Genomic DNA, 12,545 nt, shown 5'->3' on the forward strand with positions numbered 1-12,545 from the left:
GGTGTGGGGCTCCCTCCCCGCAGTCTCACGCTAGATTCCGCTGTCTGTCGAGACCATCGAGGAATTTTGCGAATTCCTGTTCGTCGATCGCGACGGTGTGGCGGGCTTCCGGATAGGCTCCGCTCCTGACGTCATCAGCAAACTCCGCGAAGGCGGCCGTCCGCTCGCGCTGAATGCGATCGAACTCGGCGGCGAGATTGCGATAGACCTTCGCGTGCCGTGGATAATGGCCGCGGTTCATACCAAGCACGTCATCGGCAAAAAGATACTGCGCATCGCAACCGGCGCCTGCCCCCATCGACAGCAGCAGCATGGAAGTCCGTTCGGAAATTGCGGTCGCCACTTCCGCGGGGACTACTTCGATCTCAGCGCTGAAAGCTCCGGCAGCCTCGAGGTCCTTGACCTGCCGCAGAACATATTCGGCCATCTCAGCCGTCTTTCCGACGGCCTTGAAACCGCCGGTCCAGGTTGCATGCGATGGGATGAGCCCAGTATGTCCGCAGACCGGAATATACTCCTCCCGCAAACGCCTGATCGTCGGCAACCCGGCAGCGCAGTAGATAGCGTCGGCGGAGGCTGCACGCAGCTTCACGGCCGAACGTAAAATCTCGTCGGTCGTCGCGCCGATCTGTCCGTATTCGCCGCCCGGGATCGTGAAGCGACCGGGCGCGGCGTCGCGGAACTGAGGGTCATAGATCAGTTCGAACGGCACCGAGATGAGATCGATCCCGGCCGCCTCGGCGGCTTCGGCTTCTTCAAGGGTCGTCACACGCAGCATGCTGAGCTGACGTTTCGCCTTCATGGCAAGGAGATCGGCCACGGTGGGCCGGTTCGGCTTCTTCATATTCGAATCCTCAGAGTGGGCAACAGCTAGGCCGCCAGGAGAGACTTGAGCTTGACATCAGGCGCAACCAGCGCAGCGGGATCCGGGCAGGCCCGGGCGGCGATCAACATCTCGGCGAGCCTGATGTCGCGAGCGACGGAATTGCCAGGGCCAACACCGCTTGCGGCAAGCAATCTGCCGTCTGCGTCGAGGTGAAATACCATGAACGAGCCCTCGCCGATCTCCCGACGCAAATGCGTTACCGCGCCCTCGGCCAGACCCGCGATCTGAAGCGTCAGATCGTATTGATCCGACCAGAACCACGGCACGGACGAGATCGGCTCGCCGATACCCATCATGTTTGCTGCCGCGAGGGTGCCTTGCTCCTGGGCGTTGCGCCAGGATTCCAGCCGTATCCTGCGGCCATCGTAGAGCGCCAGCGGAAACGAGCAGCAGTCCCCCGCCGCATAGACATCGACCGCCGATGTCTGCAGGAACTGATCGACAGCGATGCCATTTTCGATGGCGAGGCCCGAGCGTTCCGCGAGGTCGGTATTAGGCGACGCACCGATGCCAACCAAGACCAGGTCGGCATCCAGGATCTCGCCGGTTGCCAGTTCGACAGTGACGCCCGTGTCGCTCTCCTCGACCCTGGCGATAGCAACGCCGCATCTAAGATCAACGCCTTCCAACGCATGACGCGCAGAAATAACTTCCGCAATCTCGTGCGGCACGCCCCGCTTCAGTACCCGCTCGAGCCCCTCGATGAGGGTCGCCTGAGCTCCGAGCGATCTGGCCGTTGCCGCGACCTCCAGGCCGATAAACCCACCGCCGATGATGAGGACGTGCTTGCCTGGCTCGAGGTAACGACGGATGGCGAGTGCATCATGGTGCGTCCGGAGGGACATGATATGACGGCTTTGAACAGGCATCCCGGGCAAGCGGCGGGCGCTGGCACCCGTCGCGATCAGAAGTTTGTCGTATGCAATCTCCTGCCCCCTCGAGAGGGAGACCGACTTCCTTTCAAGATCGATGGCGACCGCATCCATGCCGGTCAGCAGATCGATGCCTGATTGCTCGTATTTTTCCTTCGCAGCAACGAACTTCGGCTCCAGCAATTCCGACAGGCTGGACTTCGAGAGCGGCGGACGTTCGTATGGCGCGAAGGGCTCCGCGCCGACAAGCGTCACCTTGCCCTTGAAGCCCTTTTCCCGAAGCGCGAAGGCAGCGCGCGCGCCGCATTCGCCGGCTCCGATAATGACGAAGTGAGACATGGCGTCCTCCTACACCGCGATGAAAACGGCGCCGCCTTCGACTTTGACAGGATATGTTTTCAGATCGACGCAAACAGGCGCGCCCTTCGCCTCGCCGGTCTTGTAGCTGAAACGCCCATTGTGCTTCGGACATTCGATGATATCGTCCATGACAAGGCCGTCGGCCAGATGGATGCGCTCGTGCGTGCACAGACCATCGGTGGCGAAGAATTGGTTGTCCGGGCTGCGATAGACCGCGAAGGTCTTGCCACCGTGATCAAACCGAATGACGTCCTCCTCGTCGATATCATCGGTTGCACAGACTTCGATCCAGTTTCCGCTCATGTTTTCCTCCCGAGCTAGATCTGATTATTGTGCTGCAGGCGCCAGTTCGGCGTGAAGCTCTTCGCGATAGGGTCTTGCCGTTGCCGGCAGTTCGCGCTTGAGAAAATAGTCCTCGTAGCGAAGCTGGCGCAGGAAGGCGGGTATCATTTCCCGGTATCCCGACCACATGGAAGGATTGGGCGCCGGCAGATCATGCTTGATCATGGCGTGCAACCTCGGCAGAGCGTGATACGGCACCATCGGGAACATGTGATGCTCCACATGATAGTTCATGTTCCAATAGATGAAGCGGCTGACGGGGTTCATGTAGACCGTGCGGCTGTTCAGCCGGTGATCGATCACGTTGTCAGCAAGCCCACCATGCTGCAGCAGGCCGGTGAGAACATGGTGCCAGGCACCGTAGATTCTCGGCAAGCCAATCAGCATGAACGGCAAGAAAGAGCCGAGAGCATAGGCAAGCACGGCCGTTGCAACGTAGATGGCAAGCCATATGCGGGCGACGACAATGACCTTCCCCTGCTCCATTTCAGGCACGAATGTCTTTTCGGCAGCGCTGAGCACGCCGAAGGCGTTGCGGAGCATATCGATCAGCGCGTGATAGACATCGAGAAAACCGACGAAATTCAGGACGAGGCGCAAAAGGTCCGGCGGCCGCATGACCGCGATCTCCGGGTCACGACCGACAATGACGGTGTCCGTGTGGTGACGCGTGTGGCTCCAGCGCCAGGTGACCGGATTGCGCATGATCATGAAACAAGCGATCTGGTAAACCGCATCGTTCATCCAGCGGGTCTTGAAAGCTGTTCCATGGCCGCACTCATGCCAACGGCTGTCCGAGGCTGAGCCGTAGAGCACGCCATATGCAAGGAAGAAGGGCACACAGATCCAGGAGCCCCAGAAGTAGGCGCCTAGGCCGCCGAAGACGACCATGCTACCCAGCCAGATGATGGTGTCCCTGATCGCAGGCGCATCCGAGCGCTGCATCAAGGCCTTCATCTCCTTGCGCGAGACATCGGTGTGATACCAATCCGCGGCCGCGAGACCCGTCTCCACGGCTCTGCGACCACTCTCGCCAAGCAGGCTGTAGTCACGCTTTGCTGTGCTAGCCACCACCATTATCTCCTCCCGACCTACTGGTCATGCGAGGAGATTAAGTTGACTTTGCTAGAGCCACAATGCAGCCTTGATGGATTGTATCAAATCCTATCATCCGGCGAGTGCCGCGATGATGTAATTCTTGCAAAGGCGACCCATGGCACGGCGACCAACAATTCGCGATCTGGCGGACGTTTCGGGAGTGAGTGTGGCGACCGTCGATCGCGTGCTGAATGGCCGCCATGCGGTGAGGGAGGAGACGGCTCGGCGCGTCTACGAGGCCGCCGAATCGCTTGGATACCATGCGGTTTCATTGCTCAAGCAGCGCGTGTTTCAGGATCGCCCAAACTGCCGCCTTGGGTTTCTGTTGCAGCGCCCCAACCAATCTTTTTATCAGTCGCTCTCCAAGGAGATCGAGGCCGCCTCTGCAGGCAATGCCGACGCGAAGATCATCCCGCAGATCGAATTCGCGGCATCTGCGACGCCGGCGGCGATTGTGGAGAAGTTGCACGTTCTCGCAAATCGCAACCAGGCAATCGCGATGGTTGGCCCCGACTACCCCGTCGTCGCCGCGGCCGTGGCAGAACTTCGCGAGCGAGGGATTCCGGTATTTTCGCTATTGTCGGATCTCGCTGGGGCGTTCGGCGCGGGTACATCGGCCTGAACAACAGCAAGGTCGGCCGGACAGCGGCCTGGTTCATCTCGCGAACCGCCAACCGCAGCGGCGGCAAGGTCGCCTGCTTCGTTGGCAGCCATCGGTATCATGGCCACGAGCTTCGCGAGATCGGCTTCCGGTCCTTTTTTCGCGAGAATGCCCCGCAGTTCGAGCTCGTAGAGACCGTCATCAATCTGGAGACGGTCGAGATCACCCACGAGGCGACGATCAATCTGCTGAAGCAACATCCCGATCTGGTGGGTTTCTACGTCTCGGGTGGCGGCATGGAGGGAGCCATCACCGCCCTTCGCGAAGAGGGCATGGCTGGAAAGCTGGCGATCGTCGTCAACGAACTGACACCGGAGTCTCGCACGGCCCTTACGGACGATATCGTGACCATGGTCGTGGGGACACCGGTCGGACCGCTCTGCACCGAATTGGTCGAGCTGATGGTCACTTCGGTTCTCGAGCCTACGGAGCAGATTTCCGGCGAGACGTTACTGCCGTTCAACATTCATGTCTCGGAAAGCGTCTGAGATCCGGTGAAAAGCCTCTTCCATCGGAGGCCGCGACAATAATGACGGCAACCGTACCAGAACGACGATTTCTGGCCTGTTCGCGACATCGCAGCTGCCGTAAAAGACGCGCACCCCATCACATTTCCCCGGTGGGGCCAAACTCGAGCCTCGGACATGCCGAGGCTTTTTTCTTTTCAGGGCCTGGAAAGCGAGAACTAAAGTCGGTGAAGAGAAACGCCTCTCTACGACACTACCGGTCGCGTTGCCGATTCAGGCGGGCAAGCCCGCAAGCTTCAGACCGGCGCGTAAGCGCTCCACATCGCGCTCCTCCCTGAGATATGAAACGTCAACAAGCCAGTTCACGTAGTCGGCAGGACCTGCTTCGGGGTCTCCGCACCACCGCCGACCGACCGCCTCGAGGAAGACTTTCCCGCATTTCATGGCATCGTCGATCCGACCCAGATGCGCATAGGCGGCCGCCCGCCACGCCATGTCCCGCGGCTCTCGCTCGGGCGTGTCGAAGGTCCTTTGCTCAAGAAGGATCGCGGCTTCCTGGTACCGTTCCACTTGGAAGAGCAGCCGTGATTTGTAGTAGTTGTACCAACCGGGATACAGCGGGTTGAGCCGGTAGGCGATCTCGGCGCCAATCAGCCCCTGTTCGGGCCGGCCCAACGCTCCTTGCGTCCATGCCCACAAGATCAGGATCGTCGCGTCGTTGGGATTCATCGATCTTGCCAGATGCAGGTGATGCTCTGCTCGTTTGAAGTCCCGCCAGGTTAAGCAAATATATCCCAAGGTGCACTGTACCCGCGGATCGCTCGGATCGAGCGCAAACGCTCTCTCGGCGGACCGGAGCGCCTTGATCCGGTTCTCATCGCGTTCTCTCGGAATACCGATGCCGCCGTCCGATGCACGGTTGAGATAGATATAGGCAAGGCCCGTGTGGGCCCGCGCAAAAGTGGGGTCGGTCCTGGCCGCCCGCTCAAACAGCGCTTCGGCACGCTCCTGGGCTCCGGGCTTAAAATCGTCGGAGAGGCGATTTCCCTGCAGGAAGAGGTCATAGGCGCGCATGTCTTCGGGGCGGCGTCTCCGTGACGTCAGCTCGTTATTGTCGATCACGCGCTGCGCAACCATGGCCACGATGGTCTGCGCAATCTCTTCCTGTGTCGTGAAGATGTCCTCGATAGATCGGTCGTAACGTTCCGCCCAGAGATGCGTCCCGCCCGCTGTCTCGACGAGCTGCACCGTGATGCGAACACGATTGCCGGCACGCCTGACACTTCCCTCGACAACATAGCCGGCGCCGAGGATTCGCCCGACTTCCCGCAGATCGATGGCACGGCCGCGCAGCGCAAATGAGGAATTTCTTGCAATGACCATGAGCTCGGTGAACCGGGACAGCTCAGTGATGATGTCCTCAGTGATACCGTCACTGAAATATGCCTGCTCAGGGTCGGCACCCATGTTGTCGAACGGGAGGACCGCGATGGCAGGACCAGCCATATCGGGAACGCGCGGCAGCACATGCGCCGAGCCATTCAGCGGAACATGATAGGCCTTGATCGGCCGCGCAATATTCTTGAGGTGCTGCTCGCCCGCGTATTCGAAAGTCGCATCGATTTTCCCGGCCAGATGTTCATAGGCCGTCCCGGAAATCAGAACATCGCCCGGCGGGCACAGCTGTTCCAGCCTCGCGGCCACGTTTACACCATCTCCGAGCAGATCATCGCCGTCGACCACCACATCTCCGAGATTGAGGCCGATGCGCAGGACAATCCTGTCCGCCGAACCGGCAGCGCCCGGCTGGCCCGCCAGAGCATTCTGGATGGCGATTGCGCAAGATACGGCTTGAACGACAGAGGCGAACTCGGCGATCAGCCCGTCGCCCATCAACTTGACCAGACGCCCAGCATGATCAGCGATCAAAGGCCGAAACACCGACGCCTGCAGGGAGATCAAAGTCGCAAGCGTCTTGCTCTCGTCCGCCTCGACAAGCCGAGAATAACCGACGACATCAGCAACCAGGATGGCCGCAAGCCTTCGCTGCAACGGTAGCCTCCAATTCGACGATGGAACTCTCCGAACCACGTCACGCATGCAGCATAGCACATCTGACCGATGTGCCAGCCGCAGTGGACGGGAAGCTGGAGCCCGCAGTCGGGAGACGGTATGCGCCGGAGGCATAGCTGGGATCGCGTCTTGGCGCTACAAACTCCTGAGGCCTAAGCTTATATCAGCGTCATCGAAAGGAATGAAGCGCCAAGGACTGGCAGCTGGCTTTCGAAAACCCAAGGAAAGGGGATTATCATGAACGCAGCACGCTCGTTCAACAATTGGCGCAAGTACCGTCAGACGGTCTCTGAGCTTGGCCGCATGAGCAACCGCGAACTCAACGACCTCGGTATTGCCCGTGGCGATATCGAATATATCGCAAGAGCCGCAGCTCGCTAATCTTGCTGCCTTAATCAGGATTTTCAGCGCTCGTCATCCATGGCGGGCGCTTTGTTTTTCTATGTTGGCTTTCGATCCATAGGTCGGTGGTCACAGTTATCAGCACCAGGAACAGGTGATAGTTGTCGTGAGGCTATGGCCTAGCCGTTGCCGCGCAGAATTCAATCATAGCGGATCGTTTTGGTGCGAAATTGCCGAAAATTATTAACCTATACGCGTATTTCGCGGGAACATTAGATCTTGCCGATGTGTTCCTTGCGCAGTTGGTCGGCAGTCGGCAAATCGACTCTCGGTAGCGCCTGGCGATCAAAGGAGTGCGCGCCCTCCGTCGTTACTCCGGAGCATTGGGTTCCGGCGACAAGCTATGGAGGATCAAATGAGATACGAAACGGCAGCCGCTGCGGTAGCGCTTGGTTGCATGGCACTGATACTGCCTGCACCGGCAAGTGCACTCGATATCGGCGGACAGAATGGCATCAGCATCGGAAGCAATAGTAGCGGCGGCCTTGGTGTGTCCGTTGGCGGAGCCAGCGGCGTGAACGCCAACGTCGGCGGGACGTCAAACGGCGGCCTCGGCGTCAATGCTTCTGTCGGCGGCTCCAGCGGTATCAACAGCAACACGACAGTCGGCGGCAGCAGTAGCTCCGGCGGTCTAAACGTCAACACCACCGCGAGCGTCGGCGGCTCCAACGGCATCAATGCCGACGTGGGTGCGAACGTCGGAGGCAGCAGCCTTGCAACCGCAAACGCAAACGCGACGATCGGCGGATCGAATGGCGTGAACGCTGACGTCGATGCCGATGTCGGCGGTTCGGGACTGGCCACGGCGGGGGTCAACGTCGGAACCGGTGGGAACACCCTGCTCAATCTGATGCTCGGCATCCCCGCCACTACGACCACGACTGGTACCGGTCCGGGCTCCGGCAGTTCCGGCGGATCGGATACAAGCTCCACGATCGGCAACCCGCGAACAATCGCTGCCATCAATGACATGACCGACGAGGACCGCGCGAAGGCAAAGGTGAAGTGCAAGGACGTCTTGCGCTCCGGCGGCTATGAAGCGAGCTTGACCAAGCTCTGCAAGATGGTCGTTGCCTCGCGCTAGCCGCGAGCATGACAAATGCATGGGGCTGGCAATTGCAGCCCTATGCGACCGCCCTCTTGGCGTAGTCCCGGCTGCAAGCTGACCGCATCCCATTCAAGCATTTCCCATTTTCGATCGACATCTCAACGTTGCTATCGCCGAGCGATGTGCAGCCTTTCCTGATTTTTAGATCCCCCAACTCCCTATAATCGCAGCATTGAAAGCCTCACTGGACATCCCGTTGCAAGCCGGCGAAAAAATGCGCAGCCCAACCCAAGGATTTCGAAACGGGAGACGTCTCACCAAGGAAGCGGCTAAAAGCGGGTAGGGAATTGGACGCGCAACTGATCGAGCAGGCCAGAGCCGGGGACAGAAATGCCTTCGCACGGCTCATCGAGGCCAATTATGATTTCATCCACGCCGTCGCCTGGCGTTGGTGCGGGAACGCGGCGGATGCGGAAGATATTTCCCAGGACGTCTGCATCAAGCTCGGGGCCGCGATCCGCGGGTTTAACGGCGCGAGCCGGTTTCGAACCTGGCTTTACACGCTGACACTCAACGCAGCGCGCGATCATCGCCGCAAGGTATTCAGGGAAGCAAGCCGGATTACGGCCTTCGCATCCGAGCCGATAGCAGCCGGCGCATCGGACGATGCTCTCTCCGCGGAAGTCTGGGTCGCCGTTCGCGCCCTACCCGACAAGCAATGTGACGCGGTGCTGCTCATCTACGGCGAGGGTCTCACCCATTCGCAAGCGGCCGACATCATGGGATGCTCGGAATCCACAGTCTCCTGGCACGTCCACGAGGCCCGCAAGCGGTTGCGATCAGTTTTCGGCAGGCAGGAGGTATAGAAATGGACAAGCAACTCGAAACCCTCTCGCACCTGAAGGCGCCGGCGCCGACCGAAGATGCGCGTGCTCGCGCTATTAGCGCAGCACTGCAGTCGTTTGACGCCGCGGAAAAAACAACCACGCTCGCCCAAGGAATAGAAGAACGCCCACGTCCAAGCTCCATCCTCAACCGTGTTTGGAGCACCGCCATGAACAGGAAATTTCTCACCAGCTCAGCCATCGCCACCCTGCTGCTGGTGCCGGCCGCCGGTTTCGTCGCGATCGAGCTGAACCGCAACAATCTTTCTGGTGTCGCCACTGGCGAAACACCTGCGGGTGCGGTTCAGGATCTCACCGCGAAACCCTTGCCGAAGCCGGCCCCGATACAACCGAAGGCCGAAATTGAAGCTCCTGCTCAATATGCCGAGCCAGCGGCACCACTGGCCCCGCAAAGCATAACCTCCGATTTCAATGCCGATCAGATTTCCGGGCTGCTCAAGAAGGGCGCCCCGGAAGCACTGGGCGCGAAAGGGAGCGAATCCCAGGCCGCACCCAAAGCCCGCAGCCTGGTGGAGATGAATCACGAAGGTATCACAACCCCGGATTCCGAAGATGACGAGCGATTTCCCGAGAGCCAGGTCAGTGGTGTGAAATCGGTCGCTACAGAACCTGTTTCCACCTTCTCGGCAGACGTGGATACCGCGTCCTATTCCTTCGTTCGCCGTGCGCTGATGGCGGGCGAGTTACCTCCACCCGCGTCTGTGCGGACGGAAGAGATGATCAATTATTTCCCTTATGACTGGGCTGGGGCCGACACCGCCGATCAGCCTTTCAAGGCAACGGTGACCGTAGTGCCGACGCCCTGGAACAAGGGAACCGAGCTGCTTCATGTCGCAATCAAGGGATACGATCTTGCTCCTGCAAAAGCGCCGCCGGCCAATCTTGTTTTCCTAATCGACGTTTCCGGATCGATGGATGAGGCAGACAAACTACCGCTTCTGAAGAGCGCTTTCCGGTTGCTCGTCGACACGTTGCGACCGGAAGACAAGGTATCGATCGTCACTTATGCCGGCAACGCCGGAACCGTGCTCGAGCCAACCAGCGCTTCGGACAAGGAAAAGATTCTGGCGGCGATCAACGGCCTGCAACCTGGTGGATCGACAGCGGGAGCGGCTGGCATTGAAGCAGCGTATGACCTGGCGAAGTCGGCCTTTGTCAAAGACGGTATCAATCGCGTGATGCTCGCAACGGACGGCGACTTCAACGTCGGCCCGTCGAGCGACGATCAGTTGAAGGCCTTGATCGAAAACCAGCGCAAGACGGGTATTTTCCTGTCGGTACTGGGTTTCGGTCGCGGCAATCTGAATGATGGCCTGATGCAGGCGCTTGCGCAAAATGGCAACGGCACCGCGGCCTATATCGACACGCTTGCCGAGGCGGAAAAGACGCTGGTGCAGGAGGCAAGTGCTGCACTCTTTCCAATCGCCAAAGACGTGAAGTTCCAGATGGAATTCAATCCGGCCCGGATCGCTGAATATCGACTTGTCGGCTACGAGACGCGGGCGTTGAAACGAGAGGATTTCAACAATGACCGGGTCGATGCCGGCGATATCGGTTCTGGCCACAGCGTCACCGCTATTTACGAAATCACGCCGAAAGGTAGTCCCGTGGTGCTTACTGACGACCTCCGCTACGCGGACAAGAAGAACGCACCGCTCGCACAAGCGCCTGATAGTGTCGGCGAACTGGCATTCCTCAAGATCCGCTACAAGAAGCCCGACGAGGACAAGAGCGCATTGATCAGCCTGGCGATAACCGATGCCAACAACGTGGGATCAATCGACAAGGCGCCCGTCGATGTCCGCTTCTCGACCGCGGTTGCTGCGTTCGGACAGAAATTGCGAGGCGACCCGGCCCTCACAGATTTTTCCTACGAAGCAGTCACGACTCTCGCCGAAGCGGCACGCGGCCCCGACGCCTTCGGCTATCGTGCCGAATTCCTGCGCCTCGTGAGACTGGCGAGCGGATTATCACCGCACTAAGCGATCAACCGAGTATCGTGCAATGCAAAATAGACGCCGTCGCCCATGATCGGGGCGGCGGCGTTTGCGACCTCAACAAATGCCATCCATGCAGGTTCTGCTGGAAGAGACCAGAGATGTGTTTCTGGCGTTGGAAACCGTCATTTGCGATGGCCGGGTTTAGGCTTCCTTCACCATTTTTTGGCATCAAATCCCAGCGCGGATTGATATTGCGTTCCGTGCTCAGGGGCATCTATGAGAGTGTCTTTGGTCCGACTCTGGTCCGCCGCGTTCATTCTGGCGGTGCTGGTCGCAATCAATCCATTCGGCAATCACGCGGCCGAGCCGATGACGACCGGATCCATCCCGATCAAGAATTGATAAAGCGGTCGGCCGGCAATGTGAACCGCTGCCGGGAGACGCAGAGCGACAAGATCAACCCAATCGACAACGGTCGACCGGCAGGAGCTTGTCGCATCACATTGATGTCTAGGCCGCCAGACTATCGTAGTTCATGGCCTCGAGATCTGCGATCAAGCCCGGTCCCGATGGCTTCCATCCGAGGACGCGGCGCGTGATGGCGCTGGATGCCGGGAAATCCAATCCCATGAACATCGCCATCCAGCCAAAATGCTCCGCAGCTTTCTCCGGTGCGATCGAGACCGCCGGCAACTTGAGCCCCCGACCGAGCGCCTCGGCGATGACACGGGATGAAATCCCCTCCTCTGCGACTGCATTATAGCGAGCGCCGGGTTCTGCCCTTTCAATCGCCAGCCGATAGAGGAGCGCCACATCGCTCAGATGGCCTGCCGGGAAGCGGTTGTATCCTTCGCCCACATAGGCCGACACGCCCTTGTCTCGGGCAATGGCAATCAACGGAGAGATCAACCCCTGCTTTATCGTGTTATGCACCTGCGGAAGGCGAACCACACCAACGTTCACGCCGGCCTCGAGGAGCGCATTGCCCGCCAGTTCGGATGCGACACGCGGATTGGGATGCTCGAAATTGCAAACATCCTCTCTTGCCGGTTCTCCCAGAACCGCATTGCCGAGGCCCGTACCTGACGTGATGAGCAACGGGCGGCTCGATCCCTTCAATGCCTCGCCAAGTGCCGCGATCGCGCGGCCGTCCTTCTGGCAATTCTCGACGAAGCGGGAGAAATCGTGGTCAAAAGCCGTGTGGATCACGGCATCGGCCTTCTCGGCGCCGCGGCTGAGGCTGTCCGGTTCTTCCAGCGTGCCGCGATGAGCTTCGACGCCGGCTGCTTCGAGTGCTTTCGCTCCGCTGTCCGAGCGGGTCATACCGATGACGTGATGACCGGCCTTCAGCAACTCAGGCACGATGGCTGATCCGATGAAGCCTGTCGCTCCAGTCAGGAAGATGCGCATAAGGATGTCTCCTTGTTGATAGGGACCCGACTATTGCGCTATTGTCTATGGTGTTAAAGTAGTTAACTTATCCTATTATAA

At 59.5% G+C, this 12,545-nt stretch carries 11 protein-coding genes and 1 pseudogene; 6 read left to right on the forward strand and 6 right to left on the reverse strand.

The genetic code is table 11. From position 1 onward, the window contains the following. Positions 1–25: 25 nt before the first annotated feature. The 4 genes from FZ934_RS26490 to FZ934_RS26505 are packed head-to-tail and all read right to left on the reverse strand — an operon-like array spanning position 26 to position 3,531. Positions 26–844: a 3-methyl-2-oxobutanoate hydroxymethyltransferase gene (locus FZ934_RS26490; RefSeq protein WP_153273752.1), complete on the reverse strand. Its 819-nt coding sequence runs from the start codon at positions 842–844 to the stop codon at positions 26–28. Positions 845–870: 26 nt separating this feature from the next. After that, positions 871–2,097 (reverse strand): NAD(P)/FAD-dependent oxidoreductase, encoded by a 1,227-nt coding sequence (locus FZ934_RS26495; RefSeq protein WP_153273753.1) that lies wholly within the window; start codon positions 2,095–2,097, stop codon positions 871–873. Between the two features lie 9 nt (positions 2,098–2,106). Then, entirely contained in the window at positions 2,107–2,421 is a 315-nt protein-coding gene (locus FZ934_RS26500; RefSeq protein ID WP_153273754.1) for a MocE family 2Fe-2S type ferredoxin, read from the reverse strand. Between the two features lie 24 nt (positions 2,422–2,445). Then, positions 2,446–3,531, reverse strand: coding sequence for a fatty acid desaturase family protein (locus tag FZ934_RS26505; RefSeq protein ID WP_432443647.1), 1,086 nt, complete (start codon positions 3,529–3,531; stop codon positions 2,446–2,448). A 142-nt stretch (positions 3,532–3,673) separates the two neighbouring features. Between FZ934_RS26505 and FZ934_RS26510 the strand changes: the two are divergent. After that, positions 3,674–4,707: pseudogene (locus FZ934_RS26510) on the forward strand (LacI family DNA-binding transcriptional regulator). 252 nt (positions 4,708–4,959) lie between these two features. Here FZ934_RS26510 and FZ934_RS26515 read toward each other — a convergent pair. Beyond that, positions 4,960–6,738: an adenylate/guanylate cyclase domain-containing protein gene (locus tag FZ934_RS26515; RefSeq protein ID WP_348649104.1), complete on the reverse strand. Its 1,779-nt coding sequence runs from the start codon at positions 6,736–6,738 to the stop codon at positions 4,960–4,962. A 258-nt stretch (positions 6,739–6,996) separates the two neighbouring features. Here FZ934_RS26515 and FZ934_RS26520 point away from each other — a divergent pair, with 258 nt between their 5' ends. The 5 genes from FZ934_RS26520 (at position 6,997) to FZ934_RS28475 (ending at position 11,456) form a co-directional block, all read left to right on the forward strand. Next, entirely contained in the window at positions 6,997–7,140 is a 144-nt protein-coding gene (locus FZ934_RS26520) for a DUF1127 domain-containing protein (protein ID WP_153273757.1), read from the forward strand. 376 nt (positions 7,141–7,516) lie between these two features. After that, positions 7,517–8,245: a hypothetical protein gene (locus FZ934_RS26525; RefSeq protein WP_246737960.1), complete on the forward strand. Its 729-nt coding sequence runs from the start codon at positions 7,517–7,519 to the stop codon at positions 8,243–8,245. Positions 8,246–8,556: 311 nt separating this feature from the next. Next, positions 8,557–9,075: an RNA polymerase sigma factor gene (locus FZ934_RS26530; RefSeq protein ID WP_153273758.1), complete on the forward strand. Its 519-nt coding sequence runs from the start codon at positions 8,557–8,559 to the stop codon at positions 9,073–9,075. Between the two features lie 2 nt (positions 9,076–9,077). Continuing rightward, on the forward strand, positions 9,078–11,096 hold the full coding sequence (locus FZ934_RS26535) for a vWA domain-containing protein (protein ID WP_432443648.1): 2,019 nt from the start codon (positions 9,078–9,080) through the stop codon (positions 11,094–11,096). 234 nt (positions 11,097–11,330) lie between these two features. Continuing rightward, positions 11,331–11,456, forward strand: coding sequence for a hypothetical protein (locus tag FZ934_RS28475; RefSeq protein ID WP_281409935.1), 126 nt, complete (start codon positions 11,331–11,333; stop codon positions 11,454–11,456). A gap of 108 nt (positions 11,457–11,564) precedes the next feature. Here the strand turns inward: FZ934_RS28475 and FZ934_RS26540 are convergent, their stop codons facing one another. Beyond that, positions 11,565–12,464 (reverse strand): SDR family oxidoreductase, encoded by a 900-nt coding sequence (locus tag FZ934_RS26540; RefSeq protein WP_153273759.1) that lies wholly within the window; start codon positions 12,462–12,464, stop codon positions 11,565–11,567. Positions 12,465–12,545: the final 81 nt, after the last annotated feature.

It is taken from the genome of Rhizobium grahamii, from assembly GCF_009498215.1.
Lineage (GTDB): Bacteria > Pseudomonadota > Alphaproteobacteria > Rhizobiales > Rhizobiaceae > Rhizobium > Rhizobium grahamii_A.

Excerpts from the sequence above, each read along its gene's own strand:
- FZ934_RS26525 (WP_246737960.1), top strand. The coding sequence starts at position 7,517 with ATGAGATACGAAACGGCAGCCGCTGCGGTAGCGCTTGGTTGCATGGCA.
- FZ934_RS26535 (WP_432443648.1), top strand. The coding sequence starts at position 9,078 with ATGGACAAGCAACTCGAAACCCTCTCGCACCTGAAGGCGCCGGCGCCG.
- FZ934_RS26540 (WP_153273759.1), bottom strand. The coding sequence starts at position 12,464 with ATGCGCATCTTCCTGACTGGAGCGACAGGCTTCATCGGATCAGCCATC.
- FZ934_RS26520 (WP_153273757.1), top strand. The coding sequence starts at position 6,997 with ATGAACGCAGCACGCTCGTTCAACAATTGGCGCAAGTACCGTCAGACG.
- FZ934_RS28475 (WP_281409935.1), top strand. The coding sequence starts at position 11,331 with ATGAGAGTGTCTTTGGTCCGACTCTGGTCCGCCGCGTTCATTCTGGCG.
- FZ934_RS26495 (WP_153273753.1), bottom strand. The coding sequence starts at position 2,097 with ATGTCTCACTTCGTCATTATCGGAGCCGGCGAATGCGGCGCGCGCGCT.
- FZ934_RS26490 (WP_153273752.1), bottom strand. The coding sequence starts at position 844 with ATGAAGAAGCCGAACCGGCCCACCGTGGCCGATCTCCTTGCCATGAAG.
- FZ934_RS26500 (WP_153273754.1), bottom strand. The coding sequence starts at position 2,421 with ATGAGCGGAAACTGGATCGAAGTCTGTGCAACCGATGATATCGACGAG.